The organism is Streptomyces cyaneofuscatus, from assembly GCF_033109485.1.
Lineage (GTDB): Bacteria > Actinomycetota > Actinomycetes > Streptomycetales > Streptomycetaceae > Streptomyces > Streptomyces cyaneofuscatus.
Genome location: NZ_CP137002.1, coordinates 2572995 through 2598904, shown reverse-complemented (window position 1 = coordinate 2598904; position 25910 = coordinate 2572995). Strand labels below are relative to the sequence as shown.

Below are 25910 nucleotides of genomic sequence, written 5' to 3'. Positions count from 1 at the left end.
CGGGTGCCCTCCGGACACCACAGCGCCCCCGCACGGTCCTTCCGTGCGGGGGCGGCTTGCCTTCGGTGGTGCGTGGCGTGTTACGAAGCCGCGTTCTCGGCCGGCCGGATGTAGATCCGCTGGCCGATGGCCGCGGCCTGCCGCACGATCCGGTTGACGGAGGCGGCGTCCACGACGGTGCTGTCCACGGCGGTACCGTCGACGTCGTCGAGTCGCATGATCTCGAAGCGCACAGGGCTTCCCTTCGTCTCGTCGGTTCCTTGCATGTGACAACGGCTTGCCTGGTACAAACATTCCCTACGCTAAGGAAATTTTTTGGATGTCTAAGTACCCGGCGGATATCGTTGAGCGTCTGGACCGCACCAACGAGCTGCTCCAGCGCGTGCTCGGGGAGGTCTCCAAGACCCCTTCCACGCACGCGATCTTCGTGGACGCGGGCTATGTTTACGCCGCGGCCGGGCTGCTCGTCACCGGCACCGAGGACCGCCGCTCGTTCGACCTCGACGCCGAAGGGCTGATCGAGGCCTTCATCGACAAGGCCCGCACGATCTTCGCGGACAGCCGGCTGCTGCGCGTGTACTGGTACGACGGAGCCAGACGCCGCATCCACACCACCGAGCAGCAGGCCATCGCCGAACTCCCCGACGTCAAGGTGCGGCTCGGCAACCTCAACGCCAACAACCAGCAGAAGGGCGTCGACTCCCTCATCCGCACCGACCTCGAATCGCTCGCCCGGCACCGCGCCATCAGCGACGCGGCCCTCATCGGCGGCGACGAGGACCTGGTCTCGGCGGTCGAGGCGGCCCAGGGCTACGGCGCGCGCGTCCACCTCTGGGGCATCGAGGCCGGCGAGGGCCGCAACCAGGCCGAACCGCTGCTCTGGGAGGTCGACAGCCAGCGCACCTTCGACCTGGACTTCTGCCGCCCGTACGTCACCCGGCGCCCGGTCACCACGTACGAGGACGACACCCCGGCCCCCTCCCGGGAGGACGTCCGCTTCGTCGGCGCCCAGATCGCCGCCGCCTGGCTCGCCGCCCGCGGCCGCGAATCCCTCGCCGACCTGCTGCCCGGCCACCCCTATCTGCCGGGCTCCGTCGACCAGGACCTGCTCGTGGAGGCCGAACGCCTGCTCCAGCACTCGCTGCGCGGCCACGCGCACCTGCGCCGGGCGCTGCGCGACGGGTTCTGGCAGCACCTTCAGTCGCAGTACTGATGCCTAAAGGGTGACGGTGTCCCAGAACGCGGCGAGCGCCTCGGCCGTCTCGTGCGGGCGGGCGGTGTTGGGGGAGTGCTCGGCCCCGGCGATCGTGGTGCGGTGGGCGCCGAGCCGCCGGGCCATCGCGTCGAACTGCTCCACCGGCCATACGTCGTCGCGCTCGCCGGACAGGACGTGGACGGGCAGCCCGAGGGCGGCCAGCTCGTCCACCCGGTCCGGTTCGGCGGAGAGCTGGGCGCCGGTGGCGATCAGCTGCGCCGGGTGGTGGCGCAGCCAGCGGCGGCGCATGTCCTCGCCGTCGCCGGTGTCCGCGTCCTGCGGCGGGTCCAGGGCCCGCATCGCCTCCCACACCTCGTCCATGGTGAGCACGGAGAGCGCGTCGCTCAGCATCTTCACCTTCTCCTGCTGGGCGGGGACGACCTCGGCGGGGCCGGAGGACATCAGCGTCAGCGAGCGGAACGGGGCGGCGTCGAGCAGGACGGCGGCGCGGGCGATCTGGCCGCCGAGCGAGTGCCCGAGCAGGTGCAGCGTGCCCTCACCACCGGTCAGGGCCGCCGCCTGGGCGAGCACATCGCGGGCCAACTCCCCTTGTGCGTAAGCCTCCTGACGGTCCGTCCCCTCGGACTCGTACTGTCCGCGGCCGTCGACGGCGACCACCCGGTACCCGGCCGCGCACAGCGGTTCGAGCAGTGCGATGAAGTCCTCCTTGCTGCCGGTGTACCCGGGCAGCAGGAGGGCGGTGGCGCGTGCGGGAGCGTTCGCCGGTACGGCGTCCAGGACGGCGAAGTCGCCGCGCGCGGTGCGCAGGACCCGGGAGGTGGCGCAGGCGGGCGGCGTGAAGGTGGGCGGGCGGCTCATGGGCCCGAGGCTATCGCCGGGACGGGACCGGGGCATCACCGGGCAGCGAGAAGGCCCCGGCCCCCGCAGGTGCGGGGGCCGGGGCCCGATGGGTCTCGCGGGACCGTCAGCTGTCGGACGTCACCGTGGCCGCACCCGCGGCGCGGGTGGCACGGCGGCGGCGGGGCTTCGCCTCGGCGGCAGCCTCGCTCACCACGGCCTCGGCCTCGGAGACCACGGCGGCCTCCTGGGTCGCGGTCGAGGTGACGCTGCGGGTCGCCCGGCGGCGGCGCGGCTTGGCCTCGGCCTCCACGGCGGCGACCGGAGCCTCCGGCGCGACGGCCTCGGCGGGGGCCGCGGCCTTCGCCCTCGACGCCCTCTTCGGCTTCGACTCGGCCTTGGGCGTCGACTCGGCAGCCGTACCGGCGTCGGCCTTGGGCCGGGTCACCGTCTTCGGCTTGGTCTCGGCCTTGGGCTTCGACCCCGCCTTCGGCCGGCTCGTGGCGCGGGCCGGGCGGCGGGTCTTCGACTGCGGCTCCGGCTCGGACGCCGGGGCGATCTGGAAGTCCACCTCGTCGGCGGGCTTCACGATGCGGGCGCGGCGGCGCGGCCTGGTCGCGACCGGCTCGGCGACCGGCTCCGCGATGCCCGCGGCCACGGCCACGGTCTGGAACCCGGCCTCGACCGGCTCGGCGGCGGCCGGAACCGGCGCCACGGCCTCGGCCACCGGCTTCGCGGCGGCGCGGCTGCGACGACGGCGCGGCTTGGTCTCCGCGACGGCCTCGACGACCGGCTCGGCCTCGACGACGGCCACGGTCTCGGCGACGGCAGCCACCGGGGCGGCGGCCACAGCGGCCGGAGCCTCGGCGACCGCCACAGCGGCCGTCTCGGTCACGGCGTCGGCGGCGCTGACCCGGGTACGGCGACGGCGGCGCGGCGTACGGGGACCCTCGGGGGCCTCGTCACCGGCCGGCGTGACCGGCGTGGCCTCCTTGGCGGGTGCGGGCACCGTCGCGGCGCCGCCCTCCTCCGAGGCCCCGCCACGGGTGCGGCGGCGCTGACGCGGCGTACGGGTACGGGGCTCGCGCTCCTCACGGGCCGGCGCGGGGGCGGCGGACTTGCGGCCGCGGCCGCCGGTCTCGCCGAGGTCCTCGACCTCCTCCGCGCGCAGACCGGCACGGGTCCGCTCGCCACGCGGCAGCACACCCTTGGTGCCCGCCGGGATACCGAGCTCCTCGAAGAGGTGCGGCGAGGTGGAGTACGTCTCCGGGGGGTCCGGGAACTTCAGGTCCAGCGCCTTGTTGATCAGCTGCCAGCGCGGGATGTCGTCCCAGTCGACCAGCGTGATCGCGATGCCCTTGGCGCCCGCGCGGCCGGTGCGGCCGATGCGGTGGAGGTAGGTCTTCTCGTCCTCCGGCGACTGGTAGTTGACGACGTGGGTCACACCCTCGACGTCGATACCGCGCGCGGCGACATCGGTGCAGACGAGGACGTCGACCTTGCCGTTGCGGAAGGCGCGCAGCGCCTGCTCGCGGGCGCCCTGGCCGAGGTCGCCGTGGACCGCGCCGGAGGCGAAGCCGCGCTTCTCCAGCTGCTCGGCGATGTCGGCGGCCGTCCGCTTGGTCCGGCAGAAGATCATCGCGAGCCCGCGGCCCTCGGCCTGGAGGATGCGGGCGAGCATCTCCGGCTTGTCCATGTTGTGCGCGCGGTAGACGTGCTGGACCGTGTTCTTCACGGTCGTGCCCTCGTCGTCGGGCGAGGTGGCGTTGATGTGGGTCGGCTGCGACATGTAGCGGCGGGCGAGGCTGATGACGGCACCGGGCATGGTGGCCGAGAACAGCATCGTCTGGCGCTTGGGCGGCAGCATCGTGATGATGCGCTCGACGTCGGGCAGGAAGCCCAGGTCCAGCATCTCGTCGGCCTCGTCGAGGACGAGCCCGCGGATGTGGGAGAGGTCGAGCTTGCGCTGGCCCGCCAGGTCCAGCAGTCGGCCCGGGGTGCCGACGATCACGTCGACGCCCTTCTTGAGGGCCTCGACCTGGGGCTCGTACGCCCGGCCGCCGTAGATCGCGAGAACGCGGACGTTACGGACCTTGCCGGCGGTCAGGAGGTCGTTGGTGACCTGCTGGCAGAGCTCACGGGTGGGGACGACGACGAGCGCCTGCGGCGCGTCGGTCAGCTGCTCGGGCTTGGCGCGCCCCGCCTCGACGTCGGCGGGGACGGTGACGCGCTCCAGGAGGGGGAGTCCGAAGCCGAGCGTCTTGCCGGTGCCGGTCTTGGCCTGGCCGATGACGTCGGAGCCGGAGAGCGCTACGGGGAGCGTCAGCTCCTGGATGGGGAAGGGGGACATGATGCCGACCGCCTCAAGGGCTTCGGCCGTCTCGGGAAAAATGCCGAGGTCGCGGAACGTAGTCAGGGTGCTGCCTCTTCTGTGAAGCGCGGTCCGAGGCGAACGCTGGGGGTCGTACCGTGCCGGGGTTGGTCATCCGGCCGTGGATGGGCCGGGTGGCGCGGGACCACTGCCGTCGCTCGAGCGCTCGTGCCGCTGAGGGGGCCCCTCATCTGCAGTCGTACGTGTCGTACGCACCGCGTGGAGGGCTGTCAGGTCGGAGCCGATCGGGCCACCGACCGGGCATCCTCATTCAAAGGACGCGCCCCTGGCACAGGAAAATGCTCAGTAAGCGCAATACCACTGTACCCCGGATTCGCGCATGTGTGTTGGACGAATTCATCGGAACGGTGTGATGTCCCCTCCTCACCGGACCCTTCCGCCCCTCGTCGGGCGGGCTATTGTGCGGTTCATGGAGACGCCTGACAACGCCACTGACCACCCCGAAGAAGCGCCCGGAGCGACCACGGTCGCCGCCCAGGACTGGGCCACCGCCTCCGCGGAGCCGCAGTACCGTGCCGCCGTCGTGGACCTGCTGGGCGCCCTCGCCTACGGCGAGCTGGCGGCCTTCGAGCGCCTCGCCGAGGACGCGAAACTCGCGCCGACCCTCGGGGACAAGGCGGCCCTGGCGAAGATGGCCTCCGCCGAGTTCCACCACTTCGAGCAGCTGTCCGACCGGCTCGCCACGATCGACGAGGACCCGACCGCCGCGATGGAGCCGTTCGCCAAGGCGCTCGACGACTTCCACCGCCAGACGGCGCCGTCCGACTGGCTGGAAGGCCTGGTCAAGGCGTACGTCGGCGACTCGATCGCCAGTGACTTCTACCGGGAGGTCGCGGCCCGGCTCGACACCGACACCCGCTCCCTGGTCCTCGCCGTGCTCGACGACACGGGCCACGGGAACTTCGCCGTGGAGAAGGTGCGCGCCGCGATCGAGGCCGACCCCCGGCTCGGCGGGCGGCTCGCGCTCTGGGCCCGCCGGCTGATGGGCGAGGCGCTGTCGCAGGCCCAGCGGGTGGTCGCCGACCGCGACGCGCTCTCGACGATGCTGGTGGGCGGCGTCGCGGACGGCTTCGACCTGGCGGAGGTGGGCCGGATGTTCTCCCGGATCACCGAGGCCCACACCAAGCGCATGGCCGCGCTGGGGCTGGCCGCGTAACACCGCGGGACCGCGGGCCACCGGGCTACTGGGCCGCCGCCGACCTCGTGAGGCGGCGGCCGCGCGGGCGGATCAGCAGGGACAGCGTCACCGCCCCGACGGAGACGGCGCCGACCAGGGTGGCCACGCCGTGGCCGGGGCCGAGCGCGGAATGCGTGAGGAACGCTCCGAACAGTGCTCCCAGCGTGCCGGTGAGATAAACAGCACGGGCGGAGGGGAGGCGGTCGGGCAGTGAGCGGACCGCCGCCCAGGACAGGGCGAGTCCGAGCACGGTGGCGCCGAAGGATTCCCAGATCACTAAGTCACCTCGCGGGGGTGTGCGGGGCGGGCAAATCGGTCGTAGGCGGTACTACCCCCGGCCCACGCCGCACAACCCTCCGCCGAGCTGGGGAAACTCTTACGGGTACGGCTTCGCGCCGCACGGCATACGGGAGCGGCCCGGCGGGAAGATCCCGCCGGGCCGCTCCCGTGCTCACCGCGTCCGAGGACTACAGCGCGCCGAACCCCACACGCCGTGTGGTCGGCTCACCGATCTCCACGTACGCGATCCGGTCGGCCGGCACCAGGACCTTGCGGCCCTTGTCGTCCGTGAGGCTCAGCAGCTCCGCCTTGCCGCCCAGTGCGGCGGCGACCGCGCTCTCGACGTCCTCGGCGGAAAGCCCGCTCTCCAGAACGATCTCGCGGGGCGTGTGCTGCACCCCGATCTTGACCTCCACGGCTATGTCCCTCCGACGGTCAGTCCCTGCGCGGCGAACCGCGCCGTACGCAGCCACATTAGCCCGGTGGGACCACGCCTCACGGCCCGACCGGCAACGCCCGCAGCGAACACGCTCCGGGACGCGGCCGCAACAGGGTGTCCACGCCGCCGCGACCGGGTGTCCACGCCGCCCGGAGGCTTCAGTGCTGCTGGTCGACGCCGTGCAGCGGGAAGCCCGCGATACCCCGCCAGGCCAGCGAGGTGAGCAGCTGCACCGCCGCGTCCCGCGGGATGCTGGAGCCGCTGGAGAGCCAGTAGCGCGCCACCACCTGCGACACGCCGCCGAGGCCCACCGCGAGGAGCATGGACTCGTCCTTGGACAGCCCCGTGTCCCCGGCGATCACGTCGGAGATCGCCTCGGCGCACTGGAGGGAGACCCGGTCGACCCGCTCGCGCACGGCGGGCTCGTTGGTCAGGTCGGACTCGAAGACCAGCCGGAAGGCGCCGCCCTCGTCCTCCACGTACGCGAAGTAGGCGTCCATCGTCGCCTCGACGCGCAGCTTGTTGTCGGTCGTCGACGCCAGCGCCGTCACGACGGCCTGGAGCAGCGACTCGCAGTGCTGGTCGAGGAGGGCGAGGTAGAGCTCCAGCTTGCCGGGGAAGTGCTGATAGAGCACCGGCTTGCTCACGCCGGCCCGCTCGGCGATGTCGTCCATCGCGGCGGAGTGGTAGCCCTGTGCGACGAAGACCTCCTGCGCGGCGCCCAGGAGCTGATTGCGTCGGGCGCGGCGGGGAAGACGCGTGCCCCGCGGGCGCGCTGCCTCTGTCTGCTCGATGGCGCTCACGCCGCCTCCCAAATGTGTGTTCCAGCACAGCCGATCCGTACACGCTGCGCCGTACAGCCATCGTACTTTTGGGTAACCCCGGTGCGCGCGGCGCGGACGCAGAATTTCACGGACCGGACGCGGGTGGAAGCCACAGTTCTCCAGGGCCCAGGACGAAGCGGGGCGTTCTACCGGTAATCGTCCTCGTCCAGCGGGATCACCCTGCGCTGTTCCGCCACATCGGCCTCGTTGGCGGTGGCCAGGTCCGCGTCCTCCACCTGCTCGTCGCCCTCGGGCCGGACGTCCGTGCGCTGCTCGGCGGCATCCGCCTCCGGGGCTTCCGGACCCGGTGTGTCCGGCTCGGTGCTCTCGAAGGTGGCCGGGTCGCTCGGGTCGACCGTCATGGTGACTCCCTTTCTTCCCCCGCGGCCGTGTCCGTGGCCGCTTCCCTTGAAGCGTAGGAGCAACACTCCTACCCCGCGATGCGGCCTGTGACCGCGAACACATGAACGGGGGCGTGATCGTCTCGTAACATTGCCGCATGTCTTCGACCGAGCTGCCGGGTACCCAAGCCATCGCCGCCGCGGTGGCTCCCACGGTCAGCGCCGTCCGGGTCGCCGAGGGCGAGCGGCTGCGTTCGGTGGCCCTGCCGGGGCTCACGCTGACCGTCCGTTCGCGGCCCGCCGACCGGACGGGACTGCCGCCCGCGCTCTTCGTGCACGGGCTCGGCGGGTCCTCGCAGAACTGGTCGGCCCTGATGCCGCTGTTGGCGGACGTGGTCGAGCCCGACGCCGTCGACCTGCCCGGATTCGGTGACTCGCCGCCCCCGGACGACGGCAACTACTCGGTCACCGGGCACGCCCGTGCGGTGATCCGGCTGCTCGACGCGGGTGGACGCGGCCCCGTCCATCTGTTCGGCAACTCGCTGGGCGGCGCGGTCGCCGTACGGGTGGCCGCCGTCCGCCCCGACCTCGTGCGCACCCTGACTCTGATCTCGCCCGCGCTGCCCGAGTGGCGGGTGCAGCGGCCCGCCGTACCGACCGGCCTTCTGGCGGTACCGGGGGTTGCTCCGCTGTTCGCCCGGCTCACGAAGGGCTGGACGGCGGAGCAGCGGACGCGCGGAGTCATGGCACTCTGTTACGGCGATCCGGCACGGATCTCCGACGAAGCCTTCCGCCACGCGGTGGCCGAGATGGAGCGACGGCTGGAGCTGCCGTACTTCTGGGACGCGATGACGCGTTCGGCCCGGGGCATCGTGGACGCGTACACCCTGGGCGGCCAGCACGGACTGTGGCGCCAGGCCGAGCGGGTGCTCGCACCTACCCAGCTCGTGTACGGCGGACGGGACCAGCTCGTCTCGTACCGGATGGCACGCAGGGCGTCCGCGGCCTTCCGCGACGCCCGGCTGCTGACCCTGCCCGACGCGGGGCACGTGGCGATGATGGAGTACCCGGAGGCGGTCGCCCAGGCGTTCCGGGAACTGCTCGACGATGGCGGCGGGAGCTGATCCGGGGCGTGGGACGACACAGCCGAAAGGGCGCAGAGGCCACCCGCCCGGACGCCGCAGCGGCGGATCCGGGCGGCTTCCGCGCCGTACCCCGCCCCGCCTCCTCCTCCGGCGGCGGCCGGCGCAGGCGCCAGGGGCCCGCGCCGCCCGCCGACGGGCACGCACCGCAGCGGGACACCGCGTTCCTCGACGCCCCCTACCCGGCCGCGCCCTTCCAGGACGCCCCCCAGGTGCGCGGCGGCCACCCGGAGCAGCACGAGCCGGGCGGCGGCTGGGGCACCGGTCCGCAGCAGACCTACGGCGGCCCCCAGGGCGCCGGGCAGCAGTATCACGGCGCCGCGGCCCCCGGCGGCCCGGCGTACGCGCAGCCGTACGGGGCTCCGGGCCGCCCGGACCAGGACGCCGCGCGTGAAGACGCCGCCCGGGAACGGGCCGTGGCGCGTCAGGTGTACGCCCAGCAGGCCGCCCAGCGCGCCGCCGACGGGCGGACGGGGCGTCAGCCGGCCGCCGCCGGCCCCGAGACGATGCCGGGCCCCCGCCGGGAGTTCGTCGACGCCTTCGACGCCGATGCGCCGGACACCCGTGCGGGCTCCGAAGCCGCCGGACCTCCGGTGGAGCCGGGCGACGCGCCGGATGCGGAGCCCGCCGAGCGCCATGGGCCCAAGAGCGGCAAGGGCCGGACCTTCACCGGGATCGCCGCGGCCGCGGTGACGACCGTGCTCGCGGTCGTGGTGGCCGGACAGGTCGCCGAGGACTCCGCCGGCCGGACGGCGGCGGAGCGGGCGGCCGGTGTGGAGCGGGACGGCGGCGAGGGCGCCTCGCGCTCGGACGCCCGCCCGACCCCCGAGCAGCCCGCGACGCGGGCCCCCGAGGTCAAGCCCCTTTCGTACGGCGAGAAGATGGCGCAGCCCTTCACGCTCGCCGCGGACCTGAAGGCGGCCGGGACATTCGAGGCCGTCCCCGGACTGGCGAAGGCGCCCGGCAAGGGCCAGAAGTACCGCTACCGGATCGATGTCGAGAAGGGCCTCTCCCTCGATGCCGGGCTTTTCGCCGAAGCCGTCCAGAAGACGCTGAACGACGACCGGAGTTGGGCGCACAACGGTGCGATGACCTTCGAGCGGATCTCTTCCGGGAGCCCGGATTTCGTGATCACGCTCGCCAGTCCCGGGACGACCGGTGAATGGTGTGCGAAATCCGGTCTGGACACGACGATCGACAATGTCTCGTGCGATTCGGCCTCGACCGACCGCGTGATGATCAATGCCTATCGCTGGGCTCAGGGTTCCGCCACCTTCGGTCCGAAGAAGCTGCTGGCCTATCGCCAGATGCTCATCAATCACGAGGTCGGCCACCGGCTCGGGTACAACCATGTGAGCTGCCGCACGCCCGGCGCCCTGGCCCCGGTGATGCAGCAGCAGACCAAATCCCTGGACATCGACGGGATCAAGTGCAAGCCCAACCCCTGGGTGCACCCCGGTAGTTGACGACGCGTGTCCGCATACCGAGACGGCCGTCTTGTTCCGCTTTGACAGCGGTCAAGGCGGTCGTTCATATTTCTCGGCATGTCACGCAGCCCCGCACCTTCCGAGATCGCCGCCCTTGAGCTGGCGCTTCTCGGCGTGACCGGGCACTGCGTAGCCGACATTCTCTGTCGCTGACGCCTGTCCGAGCGCGCAGTCGGCTTTCCCTTTTCGCGTGACCCGTCCGTGAGCCCCTGAACGGCTCCGACGGCCCCGTGACCGCCGCGCCTGGACCTCACTCCGTCCGCAGGCGCGGCGCTTCCTTGTCCGGCCGGTCCTTCTTTCCGCCTTTTCAGGCCAGGGCCTTTCTCGTGCTGTCGCCTGCGCGGATTTCTCTTCCCTAGCCGGTTTTCCTTCCCGCGTCTGTTTCGCAGTACATCCGAGAGGTCATCTTCCGATGCGTCAACCGTCCGTCATATCGCGCCGCGTGGCCGCGGCCACCGTCACCCTCGTCCTCGCCGCGGGTGCCGCGGCCTGCGGTCCCGAGGACAGCAAGGGCGGCGACAGCGGCTCCGGCGCCGAGGGCACGCCGCAGAAGGGCGGCACCCTCACCGTCCTGAACCGCAACACCCAGCAGGACTTCGACCCGGCCCGGCTCTACACCTCCGGCGGAGGCAACATCCCCTCCCTCGTCTTCCGCACCCTCACCACCCGCAACCGTGAGGACGGCGCCGACGGCGCGCAGGTCGTCCCCGACCTCGCCACCGACCTGGGCAAGCCCAACAAGGACGCCACGGTGTGGACGTACACCCTGAAGGAGGGGCTGAAGTACGAGGACGGCACCGCGATCACCTCGGCCGACATCAAGTACGGCATCGAGCGCTCCTTCGCCCCCGAGCTCTCCGGCGGCGCCCCCTACCTGCGGGACTGGCTGATCGGCGGGGCCGACTACCAGGGCCCGTACAAGGACAAGAAGGGCCTCGACTCCATCGAGGTGCCCGACGACCGGACCATCGTGTTCCGGCTGAACAAGCCCGAGGGCGAGTTCCCCTACCTGGCCACCCAGACCCAGACCACCCCGGTGCCGAAGGCCAAGGACACCGGCACCAAGTACGAGGAGCACCCCGTCTCCTCGGGCCCGTACAAGGTCGTCACCAACGAGAACGACGGCGAGCGCCTCGTCCTGGAGCGCAACCCGCACTGGTCGGCGAAGACCGACGAGGAGCGCAAGGCCTACCCCGACCGGATCGACGTCCGCTCCGGCCTCGACGCCGCCGTCATCAACCAGCGGCTCTCCGCCTCGCAGGGCCCCGACGCCGCCGCCGTCACCACCGACACCAACCTCGGCCCGGCCGAACTCGCCAAGGTCAGCAGCGACAAGAAGCTCGCCGCCCGCGTCGGCACCGGCCACTTCGGCTACACCAACTACATCGCCTTCAACCCCAAGGTGAAGCCCTTCGACAACCCGAAGGTGCGCCAGGCGATCTCGTACGCCGTCGACCGCTCCTCGGTCATCAACGCGGCCGGCGGCTCCTCGCTCGCCGAGCCCGCCACCACCTTCCTCCCCGAGCGGGACTCCTTCGGCCACGCGCCCTACGACCACTTCCCGGCCGGGAAGACCGGTGACGCGGCGAAGGCGAAGGAGCTGCTCAAGGAGGCCGGGTACGACAAGGGCCTGACCGTCACCCTCACCCACTCCAACGCCAAGGACTTCGAGACCAGCCCGGAGATCGCCACCGCGCTCCAGGCCGCCCTCAAGAAGGCCGGCATCACCGTCAAGCTCCAGGGCCTTGAGGACAACGACTACTCCGACACCATCCACGACGCCAAGAAGGAGCCCGGCTTCTTCCTCGCCCACTGGGGTGCCGACTGGCCCTCCGGCGGTCCGTTCCTCGCCCCGATCTTCGACGGCCGGCAGATCGTCGAGAACGGTGCCAACTACAACACCAGCTTCCTGAACGACCCCGAGGTCAACAAGGAGATCGACGAGATCAACAAGCTGACCGACCTGAAGGCCGCCGCCGCCCGCTGGGGCGCGCTCGACAAGAAGATCGGTGAGAAGGCGCTGACCGTGCCGCTGTTCCACCCCGTCTACAAGCGCCTGTACGGCCAGGACGTCAAGAACATCGTCATCAGCGACTGGACCGGCGTCCTCGACGTCTCCCAGGTCGCGGTCAAGTAGCAGGTCGCGGTCAAGTAACCATGTCCGATGCCCTTCTGGTCCAGGAGGCGGGAGCGGCGCCGGCCGTCGCCCCCGCCTCCGGGGCCCGGCTGTTCTGGCGGAGGCTGCGCGCCCAGCGCGCGGCCTTTGCCGCGGCCCTCGTCGTCCTCCTGCTCGTCCTGGTCGCACTCGCCGCACCACTGCTCACCGCACTGGCGGGCCAGGACCCGAACACCTACCACCCCGACCTCGTCGACTCGGCGGCCGGCGGCGTCCCCATCGGCCCCTTCGGCGGCATCAGCGCCGACCACTGGCTCGGCGTCGAACCGCAGACCGGCCGCGACCTGTTCGCCCGCATCGTGTACGGCGCCCGGGTCTCGCTCGGCGTCGCCCTCTTCGCCACCGTCCTCCAGATCACCCTCGGCCTGATCATCGGCCTCACCGCCGCGCTCGGCAGCCGCTGGGTCGACCAGCTCCTCAGCCGGATCACCGACATCAACGTGGCCCTGCCGATCATGGTCATCGCCCTGGCGCTGCTGGCGATCGTCCCCGAGACCTTCCCCCGGCCCGTCCTGATCGCCCTGGTCATCGGGGGCATCAACTGGGCCGGTACGTCGAAGATCGTGCGGGCCCAGGCGCTCACCCTGAAGTCCCTCGACTTCGTCTCGGCGGCCCGGCTCAGCGGACGCGGAAAGTGGTCCATCGCCCGCCGCGAGCTGCTGCCCTCGCTCGCCGCGCCCGTGATCACGTACGCCGCCCTGGCCTTCCCCACCAACATCATCGTGGAGGCGGCCCTGTCCTTCCTCGGCGTCGGCATCAAACCGCCGACCCCGTCCTGGGGCCAGATGCTCACCGAGGCCGACACCTGGTACCAGGCGGCCCCCACCTATCTGCTGCTCCCCGCCGGGCTGCTCTTCGTCACCGTCCTCGCGCTCACCGTCCTCGGCGAGGGCGTCCGTACGGCACTCGACCCGCGCGCCGCGTCCCGGCTGCGCGTGGGCACGAAGCGGACCCGCGTCGGCACGAAGCAGAGCAAGGAGGACGCGGCATGACCGGCTTCCTGATCCGGCGGCTCGGCGGGGCCGTCCTCGTCCTGTTCGCCCTGACCGCCATCCTCTACGGCATCTTCTACGTCGCCCCCGGCGATGTCGCCCAGATCGTCTGCGGGCCGCGCTGCTCACCCGCCCAGGTCGCCCAGGTCACCGAGCAGCTGCGGCTGAACGACCCGCTGTACGTGCAGTACGGGCACTTCCTCCAGGGCATCGTCGCCGGGCGCGACTTCTCCACCGGCACCGGTGTGGAGCACTGCTCGGCGCCCTGCCTCGGTGTCTCCTACCAGTCCGACCAGCAGGTCACCCAGCTCATCCTGGCCAAGCTCCCGGTCACCGGATCGCTCGTGATCGGCGCCTTCGCGGGCTGGCTGCTGCTCGGCGTCGGCACCGGCGTGCTATCCGCCTGGCGGCGCGGCCGGCTCACCGAACGCGTTCTGACCTGGCTGACGCTGGCGGGCTCGGCCACGCCCGTCTTCGTGATCGGGCTGCTGCTCATCATCGTGTTCTGCTCCACCCTCCAGTGGCTCCCCGCCCCCAGTTACGTCCCCTTCGCCGAGGACCCCGAACAGTGGGCGTGGGGGCTGCTGCTGCCCTGGGTGTCGCTGGCGCTGATCGAGTCCGCGAAGTACGCGCGGCTCACCCGCAGCGCCATGCTGGAGACCCTCGCCGAGGACCATGTGCGCACCTTCCGCGCGTACGGGGTCGGGGAGCGGGCCATCATCGGCCGGCACGCGCTCCGGGGCGCGGTGGCGCCCGTCATCGCCCTCAGCGCGCTGGACTTCGGCACGATGTTCGGCGGCGCGGTGCTCACCGAGTCCCTCTTCGGCATCCCGGGCATCGGGCGCGAACTGGTCAACGCGGTGAAGGTCGTCGACCTGCCCGTGGTGGTCGGCATGGTGCTGGTGACCGGGTTCTTCGTCGTCCTCGCCAATGCCGCCGCGGACCTGCTGTACGCGCTGGCCGACCGACGGGTGGTCCTTTCATGACGACGCGTGAACTACTGAAGGCAACGCGCGAGCTACTGGTCGATGTTTCCGGCCTCACCGTCGACTTCGGTTCCGTACGGGCCGTCGACGGGCTCTCCTTCACCCTGGAGGTGGGCGGCGCCCTCGGCGTGGTGGGGGAGTCCGGCTCCGGCAAGTCCGCCTCCGCCTACGCCCTGCTCGGCCTCCACCGGGGGACGGGCGCCCGGGTCGGCGGCACGGTCAAGGTCGCCGGTACGGACGTGAACGCGGCCGACGACGCCGGCCTGCGGGCGCTGCGGGGGGCGAAGGCCGCCATGGTCTTCCAGGACCCGCTCTCCTCCCTCGACCCGTACTACCCGGTGGGCGACCAGATCGCCGAGGTCTACCGGGTCCACCACCGCGCCTCCCGCAAGGCCGCCCGCGCCCGGGCCGTCGAGGTGCTGGACCGGGTCGGCATCCCGGACGCGGCCCGCCGCTCCCGGCTGCGGCCGCACGAGTTCTCCGGCGGGATGCGGCAGCGGGCGCTGATCGCGATGGCCCTCGCCTGTGAGCCCCGGCTGATCGTGGCGGACGAGCCGACGACCGCGCTCGACGTCACCGTCCAGGCCCAGATCCTGGACCTCCTGCACACCCTGCGCCAGGAGACGGGCATGGGGCTGCTGCTGGTCACCCATGACGTGGGCGTGGCCGCCGAGAGCGTGGACGACGTGCTCGTCATGCGGGAGGGCCGCGAGGTGGAGCGCGGGCCGGTGGCCCGGGTGCTCGGGTCGCCGCGCGAGGCCTACACGAAGGAGCTGCTGGCGGCGGTGCCGAGGGTGGAGACGCGGCGGGTGGTGCCGGTGCCCGCGCCCCGTGTCGCGGAGGATGCGGCTCCGCTGCTCGAGGCCGTCGACCTGCGGCGCGAATTCGGCCGGGGGAGCGGCAAGGTCGCCGCCGTGGGCGGGGTCTCGCTCACCGTGCACGCCGGGCAGACGCTCGGCATCGTCGGGGAGAGCGGCAGCGGCAAGACCACGCTCGGGCGGATGCTGGTCCGCCTCCTGGACCCGACGGCGGGCCGGCTCCGTTACGGGGGTACGGAGATCGGCTCGCTGTCGGAGAAGGAGCTGCGGCCCTTCCGGCGCGAGCTCCAGATGGTGTTCCAGGACCCGGTCGCCTCCCTCAACCCGCGCCGCTCGGTCGGCGAGTCCGTGGCCGACCCGCTGCGGGCCGCCGGGGAGCGCGACGAGGGGCGCGTACGGGACCGGGCGGGCGCACTCCTGGAGCGCGTCGGGCTCGACCCGGCGCACTTCGAGCGCTACCCGCACGAGTTCAGCGGCGGACAGCGCCAGCGCATCGGGATCGCCCGCGCCCTGGCCGCCGAGCCGAAGGTCATCGTCTGCGACGAACCGGTCTCCGCGCTCGACGTCACCACCCAGGCCCAGGTCGTCGCGCTGCTCGCCGAACTCCAGCGCGAGCTGGGCATCGGCCTGGTCTTCATCGCCCACGACCTCGCCGTGGTCCGGCAGGTCAGCGACCGGGTCGCGGTGATGCGCGGCGGCCTGATCGTCGAACAGGGGAGTGCCGACGAGGTGTACGGAGACCCTCAGGACCCGTACACGAAACAGCTGTTGGCGGCTGTTCCGGCGCTCGATCCCGGGCTGGCGGCGGCGCGCCGGGCGGCCCGCAGGGAGCTGGCCGCAGCCTGACCCTCCGTAACAACCGACCGCCGTACCGCGACGGAACGCGACGGGCGCGGGAAAGTTACGACGGTTCACCCCTTTCGGTGGTGCGACGGACAACCGTCCGTCGCACCACCGGCGTATCCGCTTACGGTCGTCCCGCTGCGAGTCGCCGTTCCAACGGCGGCCGCCCACAAGGGAGATCGGGGGTGTACTCGTGCGGATCGGACTGCTCACCGACGGTGGCTATCCGTATGCGACCGGTGAGTCCAGACTCTGGTGCGACCGGCTGGTGCGCGGGCTGCCGCAGCACGAGTTCGACCTCTTCGCTTTGAGCCGCTCCGCCCACCAGGAGGACCAGGGCTGGGTCAGGCTGCCGCACCACGTCAGCCGGGTGCGCACCGCACCGCTCTGGACCCCGGAGGACGGCACCCCGCGCGGCAGCGGTGCACGCGGCCTCCTGGCCAGGCTGGTGACCGGCGGGGGCGTCTCCTACGGGCGGCGCGACCGCAAGCGCTTCGCCGCCCATGTGAAGGCGCTGGCCACCGCGGTCTGCGCCACCGAGGACACCGGCACCGCCTCGGCCGATGACGGCGGCGGGCTCTTCGCCGAAGGGTTCTACGGGCTGGCCGAGCTGGCCCGGGAGCGCGGCGGACTCCACCTCGCCCTGCGCTCCGAGACCACCGTCCGGATCCTGGAGGCCGCCTCCCGCGCCCGGGGCGCCGGCCGGACCGTGCAGAGCGCCACCGTCGTGGACCACCTCGCCTTCGCCGCCGAACTGGAGCGCGTCCTGCGCCCGCTCTCGCTCGACTGGTACGAGCCGGAGAGCCTCGGCGCCGTCGACCTCTGCCACGCGGCGTCCGGCGGGGCGGCCGCCATTCCGGGGCTGCTGGCCAAACGCTTCTTCGGTGTGCCGCTGCTCGTCACCGAGCACGGCGTGCCGCTCCGTACGCACTACCTGGCCGCGCCGGACGCCTCCTTCGGCGCTCCCGTCCGTGCCCTCCTCGCCCACTTCCACACGCTGCTGGCCGCCGAGGTCTACCGGCAGGCCGCGCTCGTCACCGCCGGCAACACCCACGTACGCCGCTGGCAGCAGCGGTGCGGCGCCGACCCCGCCCGGCAGCGCACGGTCTACCCGGGCATGGCCGCCGAACGCTTCTCCGCCGTCGGCGAGCAAGACGACGCGGGCGGTCCTCACACCCTGGTCCGGGTCGGCCGGATCGAGCCCGCCAAGGACCTGATCGCCCTGCTCCACGCCTTCGCCGAGGTCCGCCGCGCCGAACCGGACGCCCGGCTGCGGATCTTCGGCGCCCCGGCGGACGGGGACGAGGCCACCACGTACCTCGCGCACTGCCGGGCGCTGGCCGCCCAGCTCTTCCCGGACGAGGCCACCGGCGCCCACACCGAAGGCGTCAGCCCGGTCACCTTCGAGGAGATCGGCGGCCCCGAGGTCCCCGGCCTCGCCGAGGCCTACGCGGCGGGCGGCGTGAGCGTGCTCTCCAGCGTCGTCGAGGGCTTCCCGATCAGCCTCGTCGAGTCGATGTTCTGCGGCCGGGCCACCGTCTCCACCGACGTCGGAGCGGTCGTCGAAGTCATCGGCGGCACCGGCCTGGTGGTGCCCCCGCGCAACCCCCGGGCGCTCGCGGACGCCTGCATCGCGCTGCTGCGCGACCCCGAGCGCCGGGCGCGACTGGGGGCGGCGGCGCGGGCCCGTGCGCTCGAACTCTTCACCGTCGAACAGAACCTCGCGGCATTTCGCGGCATTTTCCTGGAGCTGATCTCGCACGCCCCGGTGCGCCGGGAGGCCGACGCGGTGGACGCCGACGGCGAGCCCCGGCTCTTCGCCGTCCCGGCGGAGGCCCGGCTGCCCGGCCCCTGGACCCAGCCGCAGTCCGCGGCCGTCGGAGCGCCGGTGCCGAGCTGGGCCGCCGCCGGGGCGGAGCCGGAGGCCGCCCGGCATGCCGGGTCAGCCCCGGAGCCCGGGTGCCTCTGCGCGACGGCCTGCGGACCGGGGGACGGCGATGCGTGACCACCCGATCCGGCCCGACCACGGAGAAGACCCCCCGATGCCCCGCCCCGCCGAACTTCCTGCGCGAGCCGCCGAGATCCCTGCGCGTCCCGAGCTGCGCAGGCCCGCCGCCCCCGCGCGCCGGGGCCCCGCCGACCCCGTGAAGTCCCTCATGCACGACCACCGCGACCTGTGCGAACGGGCCGTCAGCCCGCTGGAGATCGCCGCCGGTCTGGAGGCCCACGGCCTCACCGACCGCACCGCCGCCCGCTACCGCCACCGCGACGTGTTCGCCCTCGCAGAGGAGCTGTACGCCCGCACCCCGGACCGGCCCGCCGGACCCGCCGTGGCCGCGCCCCCGCCACCGGGGCCCGACACCGAGGCCCGCGCCGGGTGGACGCTGCTCGCGCTGCTCCCCGGCGCCGCCTGCCTCGCCACCGCCGGGCTGCTCCGGACCACCGAAGGGGTGCTCGGCGGGGGAGCGCGGGCCGCCGTGACGGTCACCGGCGCACTCCTCACGTGCCTGGCGCTCCGGCTCTGCCTCGGCCGGGGCCCGCTGCGCGCCCCCGAAGGAGCGGGCCGCGCAGGGATGTACGCCTGCTGGCTCCTGAGCTTCGCGGTGTACGGGGAGGGGCTGCTCGCCCAGGTCGTCAGCGGCGGCCCGGACGGCCTCTGGGAGGCCGCCCCCGCCCCGCTGCTCGGGCTCACCGCGGCACTCGCCCCGGCGGCCTGGTGCGCGCACCTCTTCACCGTGCGCGCCCACCGCAAACTCACCGGGAGCCGCGCACTGGAGGAGTTCGGCGCGGGAGTGCGCCCCCTCCTCCTGGCGGCCTTCGCGCTCTTCGTCTGCGCCCTGCTGCCCCTGCTGTTCCTGGCCGACCTCGGCTTCGGCGGCGACGGTACGCCGGTCGCGGCCGCCGCCCTCGGCGTGCTGTTCTTCCTGGCCCGGCTGCTCGCCGCGCACGGACTGCCCGAGCCGGGCACCGTCGCCCTCGCCGCCGCCTGCGCCCTGGAGGCCGCCGCCCCCGCCCTCGTCCTCGCCGGACGGCTGCCCGGCCTCGAACCCCTGGGCCGACCCGTCCACGCCCTCGTCGCGGCGGGCGGCACCGGAGCCGTGCCCGCCCTCGCCTGCGGGGCGGCGGCGCTCGGACTCCTGGTCCACGCCTTGACCGCGCTCTCCCGGGCCTCGGCCCACACCAGGGCGTGACCGACCCCCGTACCCCCCAAAACCCCCACCCCCCGAACCGCACCACCTCACCACCGCACCACCGCACCACCCCCGCGGAGCCGACGCCGCGGGCCCTGTCCGACACCCGCACCAACCAGCGAACTGACCCACCAAGGAGTAACCCGCCATGACCCCCCAATCCCCCGCACCGGCAGCCCGCCGTCGGCACCGAGGCGGTGCGCGATGAGGGTGCTGCTGCTCGGAGCCAACGGATTCCTCGGCCGCTTCGTCGCCGACCGGCTGCTCGCCGACCCCGCTGTCCACCTCACGGCCCTCGGCCGCGGCGACGACGCCGACGTCCGGTTCGACCTCGCCGGCGGCAGCCCGGGAGCGCTCACCCGCTTCCTGGACGCCGTCCACCCCGGAGTCGTCGTCAACTGCGCGGGCGCCACCCGAGGCGGCGCCCGCGACCTCACCCGCCACAACACCGTCGCCGTCGCCACCGTCTGCGAGGCCCTGCGCCGCAGCGGCTGCGGGGCCCGGCTCGTCCAGGTCGGCTGCGCCTCCGAGTACGGCCCCTCGCAGCCCGGCTCCTCCACCGCCGAGGACGCCATCCCGCGCCCCGGCGGCCCGTACGGCGTCAGCAAGCTCGCCGCCACCGAACTGGTCCTCGGCTCGGGCCTGGACGCCGTCGTCCTCCGGGTCTTCTCACCCGTCGGCCCCGGCACCCCGGCGGGCTCCCCGCTCGGCCGGCTCGCCGAGGCGATGCGCCGGGCCATGCAGTCCGGCGACGGTGAGCTCAAGCTCAGCGGCCTCGGCGTGCAGCGGGACTTCGTCGACGTACGGGATGTGGCGCGGGCCGTGCACGCCGCCTCGCTCTCCGCCGCCCAGGGCGTCGTCAACATCGGCACCGGGCGCGCCGTCCGCCTCCGCGACGCCGCCGCCGTCCTGGCGCGGGTCGCCGGGTACGCGGGCGCGCTCCACGAGCTGGACTCCCCGCCCCCGCGCCTGCCCATCGGCGCGCCGCGCACCTCCGCCGAGTCGGTCATGGAGCACCTGTCGGCGACCCCGTCCCCGTACCCGGACGGCTGCGGGGTCTGGCAGCAGGCCGACGTCCGCACCGCGCGGGACCGGCTCGGCTGGCGCCCCCGGATCAACCTGGAGGAGTCCCTCGCGGACATCTGGATGGAGGCGGCGTGCCGCATCTGACCGCTCCCGCCGACGCCCGCAGGACCGCGGGCGGCGAGCAGCTCGGCTTCGGCGTCCCCGGCTACGCCCACCCGCTGCTCGCCCCCGCCGAATGGGCCGAGCTGATCCGCCCCGGCACCCCGCTGCACTGGGCCGTCCTCAACATCGCGGACGGCCCCGGCACCCGGCCCGACCCGCACTGCCTGGAGGTGGCCGGCCGGCTCCGTAACGCCCGGGAACGCGCCCTGCACGGCGAGGCCCCGGACGACTCCGTACGCGCCTGCGGCGGCCGGCTCCTCGGCCACCTCGATCTCGCCTACGGCAACCGGCCGTTCGACGAGCTGATCGCGGACGCCCGGTCCTTCATCGACTGGTACCGGGTCGGCGGCTTCTACCTCGCCCGCTGCCCCGCCGAGCGGTCCGGGCTGCCCGGCGTACGCCGTCTCACCGGCACCCTCCACGCGCTCCTCGCGGAGAGCGACAGCGCCGACGACGGCGGCCGCCTGGTGCTGGGCCACGGCACCCACCCGTACCCCGGGTACGCGGAGGCGGCCGACCAACTGGTCACCTTCCAGGGGCCGTGGACCGACTACCGCTGGTCACAGGTGGCCGAGTGGACGGCGGACTACCCGCCGGAGCGGTTCGCGCACTTCGTCCACGGGGTGCCACGCACCCATCTCGACGAGGCGATGCGCGTCGCCCGCTGGCAGGGCGCCGGGACGATCTTCTTCACGGACCGGGGCGGGCGGAGCGGTGACGGGCGGGCCGGCGAGGGACGGACCGGGCAAACCGATCCATTCGCGGCGCTGCCCAGGTACTGGGACGAAATCGTCTCGCGGATCGGACCCGGTATCTCGGAATGAGAAGGGGCGTGGCAGTGTTACCGGAAGAACAACCGTACGTAGTCGACGTACGCACAGTCGACGTACGTAAATCCGACCACCTGCATTGTTGAGGTTCCTGTGTCGCTGCCACCCCTGGTCGAGCCGGCCGCCGAGCTCACCGTCGACGAGGTCCGCAGGTACTCCCGCCACCTGATCATCCCGGATGTCGGGATGGACGGGCAGAAGCGCCTGAAGAACGCCAAGGTGCTCTGTGTGGGCGCCGGCGGCCTCGGCTCCCCGGCCCTGATGTACCTGGCCGCGGCCGGGGTCGGCACGCTGGGCATCGTGGAGTTCGACGAGGTCGACGAGTCGAACCTGCAGCGCCAGATCATCCACAGCCAGGCCGACATCGGCCGGTCCAAGGCGCAGTCCGCCAAGGACTCCGTGCTGGGCATCAACCCGTACGTCAACGTGGTCCTTCACGAGGAGCGGCTCGAAGCCGAGAACGTGAAGGAGATCTTCGCCCAGTACGACCTGATCGTGGACGGCACGGACAACTTCGCCACCCGCTATCTGGTCAACGACGCGGCCGTGCTGCTGAACAAGCCGTACGTATGGGGCTCGATCTACCGCTTCGACGGCCAGGCCTCCGTGTTCTGGTCCGAGCACGGACCCTGCTACCGCTGCCTCTACCCGGAGCCCCCGCCGCCGGGCATGGTCCCCTCCTGCGCCGAGGGCGGCGTGCTGGGCGTGCTGTGCGCGTCGGTCGGCTCGATCCAGGTCACCGAGGCCATCAAGCTGCTCGCCGGCATCGGTGACCCGCTGGTCGGCCGTCTGATGATCTACGACGCCCTGGAGATGCAGTACCGCCAGGTCAAGGTCCGCAAGGACCCCGACTGCGCGGTCTGCGGCGAGAACCCGACCGTCACCGAGCTCATCGACTACGAGGCCTTCTGCGGCGTCGTGTCCGAGGAGGCCCAGGAGGCGGCGGCCGGCTCCACGATCACTCCCAAGCAGCTCAAGGAGTGGATCGACGGCGACGAGAAGATCGAGATCATCGACGTCCGCGAGCCGAACGAGTACGAGATCGTCTCGATCCCCGGCGCCAAGCTGATCCCGAAGAACGAGTTCCTCATGGGCAACGCCCTCCAGGACCTCCCGCAGGACCGCCGTATCGTCCTGCACTGCAAGACGGGCGTCCGCAGCGCCGAGGTCCTCGCGGTCCTCAAGTCGGCGGGCTTCGCCGACTCGGTGCACGTCGGCGGCGGCGTGATCGGCTGGGTCAACCAGATCGAGCCGGAGAAGCCGATCTACTAGACGTCACGCGGTTCAGGTAAAGGTTCAGGTAAAGGGGGGCCGGTCCACCTCAGGGGGACCGGCCCCCCTTTACCGTGCGCGTCACCCGCAGGTCGTGCCGTCCTCCGGGACCTTCCCGTCCAGGAAGTAGCCGTCCACGGCCGCGGTCACACAGTCGCTCTCGCCGTACGCCCCGTGCCCCTCACCCTTGTTGGTGACCATGATGCCGACGCCCTTGCCCAGCTCGTCCGCCATCCGCTGCGCCCCCTCGTACGGGGTGGCCGGGTCCCCGGTCGTCCCGATCACCAGGATCGGGCCCGCGCCCGGCGCACTGGTCTCGGGTGTCTCGTGCTCCCCGTCGACCGGCCACTGGGCGCACCAGCCGGCCGTGTCCCAGGCCAGGAACGGCCCGAACACCGGGGAGAGCTTGCGGAACTCCGGCAGCAGCGCGCGGGCCTCGTCCACGGTGGGGCGGGCCTTCGAGTCGGCGCAGGAGATGGCCCGCTGGGAGTGTGCCTGGGTGTCGTAACGCCCTTCCTCGTCGCGCCCGTTGTACGAGTCGGCGAGCTGGAGCAGCCCGTCGCCCGTGCCCTTGTTCTCCGCCTCGTCCAGGGCGGCCGTCAGCGCGGGCCAGCCGGACTGCGAGTAGAGCGGGGTGACGATGCCGGTGACGGCGAGGGACTCGGTCAGCTCGCGGCCGGACGCGGTCGGCAGCGGCTTCCGGTCGATCCGGGCCAGCATCCGGGCGATGCGCTCGGAGCCCGCCTCCGGGTCCTCGCCGCGGTCCTTGAGGTAGTTCTCCAGGGCGCGCTGGAAGCCGGTCGCCTGGTTGCGGGCGTGCCCTATGCCGTCGGCGGTCGGGTCGACGACCGCGTCCAGGACGGTGCGGCCCACGTTCTGCGGGAAGAGGTGCGCGTACGTTCCGCCCAGCTCCGTACCGTAGGAGAAGCCGAAGTACGACAGCTTGTCGTCGCCGAGGACCTCGCGGATCAGGTCCAGGTCACGCGCGGCGTTGGACGTGCCGACGTGCGGGAGGACCTTGCCGGAGCGGCGCTGGCAGCCCGCGCCGAAGTCCGCGCCGTCCTTGATGAACGCCGCCTCCTCGGCCGCCGTGTCCGGGGTCAGGTCGACGCTCCGGAGGGCCTGTTCCTGCTCCTCGTCGGTGCGGCAGTTCACCCCGGAGCTGGCGGCGACCCCGCGCGGATCGAAACCCACCAGGTCGTAGCGGGAGTTGAGCTTCTCGTACGAGGAGGCCGCGCGCGGCAGTATCTCCACGCCCGAGCCGCCCGGGCCGCCGAAGTTGAACAGCATCGAGCCGAGCCGGCGGTCCTTGTCCCGGGCCTGCTTGCGGATCAGCGCGACGGCGATGGTCTCGCCGGACGGCTTCGCGTAGTCCAGGGGCACCTTGACGCTCGTACAGCGCCAGTCGGAGCCGGGCGCGCTGCCGCCGCTCGGGGCCGTACAGCGCTTCCAGTCGGGGCGCTGGGAGGTGAGGGCGGCGGGCAGGGGCGGGGTCTTCGGCGTCTCCTGCAGGCCCGGGGAGGGAGAGACGGAGGAGCCACCGGGGCGGCCGTCCGCCCGGTCGCTCGGCTCCGGTTCCGTGGACAGCAGGCCGCAGCCGGCGAGCAGCCCCGCCGTCAGGAGGGCCGCTCCGGTCCGGAGAACCCCTTGGTGCGCACGCATGATCCGGCATCCCTCCCCGTGGCCCGCAGCCGGTGATGACGACGCATCGGGCGCTTGTGATGTCCCGTCATGCTAAAGGCTGCCGCCCGGTGGGCGGATCACTCGCAGACGGTGCCCGACTTCGGCACCGTACCGTTCAGGAGATAGCCGTCGACGGCCCTCTGAACACACGTGTTCTTACTGTTGTACGCGCCGTGGCCTTCACCCTTGTAGGTCAGCTCGACGCCTACTCCCTTGCCGAGTTTCTCCACCATCGCCTTCGCGCCCGCGTACGGAGTCGCCGGGTCGCCGGTGTTGCCGATGACCAGGATCGGGGCGGAGCCGGGAGCGCTGACGTCGGGGGTCACCCAGGCGCCCGCGACCGGCCAGCCGGTGCAGCCCATCAGGCCCCAGCCCAGGTACTCGCCGAACATCGGGGAGGCCTTGCGGAAGGCGGGCAGGGCCGCCTTCGTCTGCTCCAGGGTGAAGCGCTGCTTGTTGTCGGCGCAGTTGATCGCGATGTTGGCTGCGTTGGAGTTGTCGTACCGCCCGTCCTCCGAGCGGCCGTTCAGCGAGTCGGCCAGCGCGAGCAGCAGGGCGCCGGAACCCCCGTCGGCCTCGTCCAGGCCCTGCTCCAGCAGCGGCCAGGTCTCCTTGGAGTAGAGCGCGGAGGCGATGCCGGTGGTGGCCAGCGTCTGCGTCAGCGCCCGGTCGCCGAGCCCGTCGATCGGCTCCTTCTCCAGCTTCGCCAGGAGGTCGGCGATCCACTCCTCGACCTCCTCGCCGGTGGCGCCGGGCAGGGCGCACTTGTCGCCGCGGTCGGCGCAGTCCTTCGTGAAGTTGTCGAAGGCGAGCTGGAACCCCTGGGCCTGGCCGAGCGACGACTGCTCGGCGTCCTTCGTCGGGTCGACCACCGCGTCAAAGACCGCCCGGCCGACCTTGTCCGGGTAGAGGTGGGCGTAGACGCCGCCGAGCTCGGTGCCGTAGGAGATGCCGAAGTAGTGCAGCTTGTCGTCACCGAGCACCGTGCGCATCAGATCCATGTCGCGGGCGGCGTTCGTGGTGCCCACATAGGGCAGTTCGGCGCCGGAGTTCTCCCTACAGGTGGCGATGAAGTCCTTCTGGCCCTCGACGAACTCCTTCTCCTCGGCCGCGTCGTCCGGCGTGGAGTCCTCCTGGTACTGGGCATCCAGCTGGGCGTCGTCCGCGCACTCCACGCCCTCGCTGCGCCCCACCCCGCGCGGGTCGAAGCTCACCAGGTCGTACCGGCCGCGGAGCCGGTCGTAGTCCGCGCCGAAGGCCGGCAGGGTCGCGACACCGGAGGCGCCGGGCCCACCGAAGTTGAACACGAGCGAACCGATCCGCCGCTTCTGGTCCTTGGCCTTCCCCCGGATCAGCGCCAGCTCGATCGTCCGGCCGTCCGGCTCCGCGTAATCCAGCGGTACGTCCATGAAGGAGCACTCCCAGACCGCGCCGCCGGGCAGGGGCGAGGGCGACTCACCACCGCCCTGCGCCACGTTCGGCGCCGGACACGGCGACCAGTCCAGCTCCTGCGACGCCAGTTCCTCGGAGGTGGCCGTGGGGGAGGCGGTCGAGGCCCCGGAGGGCGTGGAGCGGCCCTCTCCGCCCCCGTCGCCGCCGTCCGAGCAGCCCGCCAGGGGCAGCAGCACGGTGGCGGTGGCGGCGAGGGCGGCGGCACGCAGAGCGGGGGAAGTCCTCATGGGCTCCATCGTGCGGCGGGGCGCCGGGGAGCGCGCTGGGGCGCGGTCCATGCGGGTGGTGCGCCCTCGCAGATGCTTCCAGTGCGCCTTTCCGGGTGCTCGCCGTGCGCCCCTTGGG

23 protein-coding genes are annotated in these 25910 nt (G+C 72.6%); 14 read left to right on the top strand and 9 right to left on the bottom strand.

Annotation, left to right across the window (positions count from 1 at the left end; translation table 11 throughout):
- Positions 1–80: 80 nt before the first annotated feature.
- Positions 81–233, bottom strand: a complete 153-nt coding sequence (locus tag R2B67_RS10870; protein WP_317817542.1) for a DUF8834 family protein — start codon at positions 231–233, stop codon at positions 81–83.
- 86 nt (positions 234–319) lie between these two features.
- On the opposite strand from R2B67_RS10870, the gene R2B67_RS10865 reads away from it, so the two are divergent.
- Positions 320–1213, top strand: coding sequence for an NYN domain-containing protein (locus tag R2B67_RS10865; protein WP_018510131.1), 894 nt, complete (start codon positions 320–322; stop codon positions 1211–1213).
- Positions 1214–1216: 3 nt separating this feature from the next.
- Here the strand turns inward: R2B67_RS10865 and R2B67_RS10860 are convergent, their stop codons facing one another.
- Positions 1217–2074 carry an alpha/beta fold hydrolase gene (locus tag R2B67_RS10860; RefSeq protein ID WP_317817540.1) on the bottom strand — a complete coding sequence of 286 codons (858 nt, stop codon included), beginning with the start codon at positions 2072–2074 and terminating at the stop codon, positions 1217–1219.
- 106 nt (positions 2075–2180) lie between these two features.
- Positions 2181–4403: a DEAD/DEAH box helicase gene (locus R2B67_RS10855; RefSeq protein WP_317817539.1), complete on the bottom strand. Its 2223-nt coding sequence runs from the start codon at positions 4401–4403 to the stop codon at positions 2181–2183.
- A 451-nt stretch (positions 4404–4854) separates the two neighbouring features.
- Here R2B67_RS10855 and R2B67_RS10850 point away from each other — a divergent pair, with 451 nt between their 5' ends.
- Positions 4855–5601: a ferritin-like fold-containing protein gene (locus tag R2B67_RS10850; protein ID WP_317817538.1), complete on the top strand. Its 747-nt coding sequence runs from the start codon at positions 4855–4857 to the stop codon at positions 5599–5601.
- 25 nt (positions 5602–5626) lie between these two features.
- Here R2B67_RS10850 and R2B67_RS10845 read toward each other — a convergent pair whose 3' ends face one another.
- The 4 genes from R2B67_RS10845 to R2B67_RS10830 all read right to left on the bottom strand — a co-directional run bounded on the left by R2B67_RS10845 (position 5627) and on the right by R2B67_RS10830 (position 7526).
- Complete coding sequence (locus tag R2B67_RS10845; RefSeq protein ID WP_317817537.1) at positions 5627–5899, bottom strand: hypothetical protein; 273 nt, start codon at positions 5897–5899, stop codon at positions 5627–5629.
- Between the two features lie 190 nt (positions 5900–6089).
- On the bottom strand, positions 6090–6317 hold the full coding sequence (locus tag R2B67_RS10840; protein ID WP_010061602.1) for a DUF3107 domain-containing protein: 228 nt from the start codon (positions 6315–6317) through the stop codon (positions 6090–6092).
- Positions 6318–6498: 181 nt separating this feature from the next.
- Positions 6499–7143: a TetR/AcrR family transcriptional regulator gene (locus R2B67_RS10835; RefSeq protein WP_317817530.1), complete on the bottom strand. Its 645-nt coding sequence runs from the start codon at positions 7141–7143 to the stop codon at positions 6499–6501.
- 167 nt (positions 7144–7310) lie between these two features.
- The gene (locus R2B67_RS10830; protein ID WP_317817528.1) at positions 7311–7526 is read right to left on the bottom strand and encodes an Rv3202a family protein; all 216 of its coding nucleotides are present in this window, start codon (positions 7524–7526) and stop codon (positions 7311–7313) included.
- Positions 7527–7663: 137 nt separating this feature from the next.
- Here R2B67_RS10830 and R2B67_RS10825 point away from each other — a divergent pair, with 137 nt between their 5' ends.
- The 12 genes from R2B67_RS10825 to moeZ all read left to right on the top strand — a co-directional run bounded on the left by R2B67_RS10825 (position 7664) and on the right by moeZ (position 22430).
- Positions 7664–8629 carry an alpha/beta fold hydrolase gene (locus tag R2B67_RS10825; protein ID WP_317817526.1) on the top strand — a complete coding sequence of 322 codons (966 nt, stop codon included), beginning with the start codon at positions 7664–7666 and terminating at the stop codon, positions 8627–8629.
- A gap of 8 nt (positions 8630–8637) precedes the next feature.
- Positions 8638–10113: a DUF3152 domain-containing protein gene (locus R2B67_RS10820; RefSeq protein ID WP_317817525.1), complete on the top strand. Its 1476-nt coding sequence runs from the start codon at positions 8638–8640 to the stop codon at positions 10111–10113.
- Between the two features lie 78 nt (positions 10114–10191).
- Complete coding sequence (locus tag R2B67_RS10815; RefSeq protein WP_309544399.1) at positions 10192–10287, top strand: Ms4533A family Cys-rich leader peptide; 96 nt, start codon at positions 10192–10194, stop codon at positions 10285–10287.
- A 259-nt stretch (positions 10288–10546) separates the two neighbouring features.
- Complete coding sequence (locus R2B67_RS10810; RefSeq protein ID WP_317817523.1) at positions 10547–12271, top strand: ABC transporter substrate-binding protein; 1725 nt, start codon at positions 10547–10549, stop codon at positions 12269–12271.
- A gap of 20 nt (positions 12272–12291) precedes the next feature.
- Positions 12292–13302, top strand: coding sequence for an ABC transporter permease (locus tag R2B67_RS10805; RefSeq protein ID WP_317817521.1), 1011 nt, complete (start codon positions 12292–12294; stop codon positions 13300–13302).
- Positions 13299–14288, top strand: coding sequence for an ABC transporter permease (locus R2B67_RS10800; RefSeq protein ID WP_018510120.1), 990 nt, complete (start codon positions 13299–13301; stop codon positions 14286–14288). The genes R2B67_RS10805 and R2B67_RS10800 overlap by 4 nt, the downstream gene beginning before the upstream one ends.
- Positions 14285–15952: a dipeptide ABC transporter ATP-binding protein gene (locus tag R2B67_RS10795; protein ID WP_317817519.1), complete on the top strand. Its 1668-nt coding sequence runs from the start codon at positions 14285–14287 to the stop codon at positions 15950–15952. Before R2B67_RS10800 ends, R2B67_RS10795 begins: the two co-directional genes overlap by 4 nt.
- 190 nt (positions 15953–16142) lie before the next feature.
- Positions 16143–17954, top strand: coding sequence for a DUF3492 domain-containing protein (locus tag R2B67_RS10790; protein WP_317817516.1), 1812 nt, complete (start codon positions 16143–16145; stop codon positions 17952–17954).
- A 37-nt stretch (positions 17955–17991) separates the two neighbouring features.
- A complete protein-coding gene (locus tag R2B67_RS10785; RefSeq protein ID WP_317817513.1) occupies positions 17992–19140 on the top strand; it encodes a hypothetical protein in 1149 nt (382 codons plus the stop codon).
- A gap of 204 nt (positions 19141–19344) precedes the next feature.
- Positions 19345–20310 carry an NAD-dependent epimerase/dehydratase family protein gene (locus R2B67_RS10780; RefSeq protein ID WP_018510116.1) on the top strand — a complete coding sequence of 322 codons (966 nt, stop codon included), beginning with the start codon at positions 19345–19347 and terminating at the stop codon, positions 20308–20310.
- Positions 20298–21152: a spherulation-specific family 4 protein gene (locus R2B67_RS10775; RefSeq protein ID WP_317817511.1), complete on the top strand. Its 855-nt coding sequence runs from the start codon at positions 20298–20300 to the stop codon at positions 21150–21152. Before R2B67_RS10780 ends, R2B67_RS10775 begins: the two co-directional genes overlap by 13 nt.
- Before the next feature lie 99 nt (positions 21153–21251).
- Positions 21252–22430 (top strand): adenylyltransferase/sulfurtransferase MoeZ, encoded by a 1179-nt coding sequence (gene moeZ / locus R2B67_RS10770; RefSeq protein ID WP_030561087.1) that lies wholly within the window; start codon positions 21252–21254, stop codon positions 22428–22430.
- An 81-nt stretch (positions 22431–22511) separates the two neighbouring features.
- Here moeZ and R2B67_RS10765 read toward each other — a convergent pair whose 3' ends face one another.
- Positions 22512–24092 carry an alpha/beta hydrolase gene (locus R2B67_RS10765; protein WP_317817509.1) on the bottom strand — a complete coding sequence of 527 codons (1581 nt, stop codon included), beginning with the start codon at positions 24090–24092 and terminating at the stop codon, positions 22512–22514.
- A gap of 98 nt (positions 24093–24190) precedes the next feature.
- The gene (locus tag R2B67_RS10760) at positions 24191–25792 is read right to left on the bottom strand and encodes an alpha/beta hydrolase (RefSeq protein ID WP_317817507.1); all 1602 of its coding nucleotides are present in this window, start codon (positions 25790–25792) and stop codon (positions 24191–24193) included.
- Positions 25793–25910 lie beyond the last annotated feature (118 nt).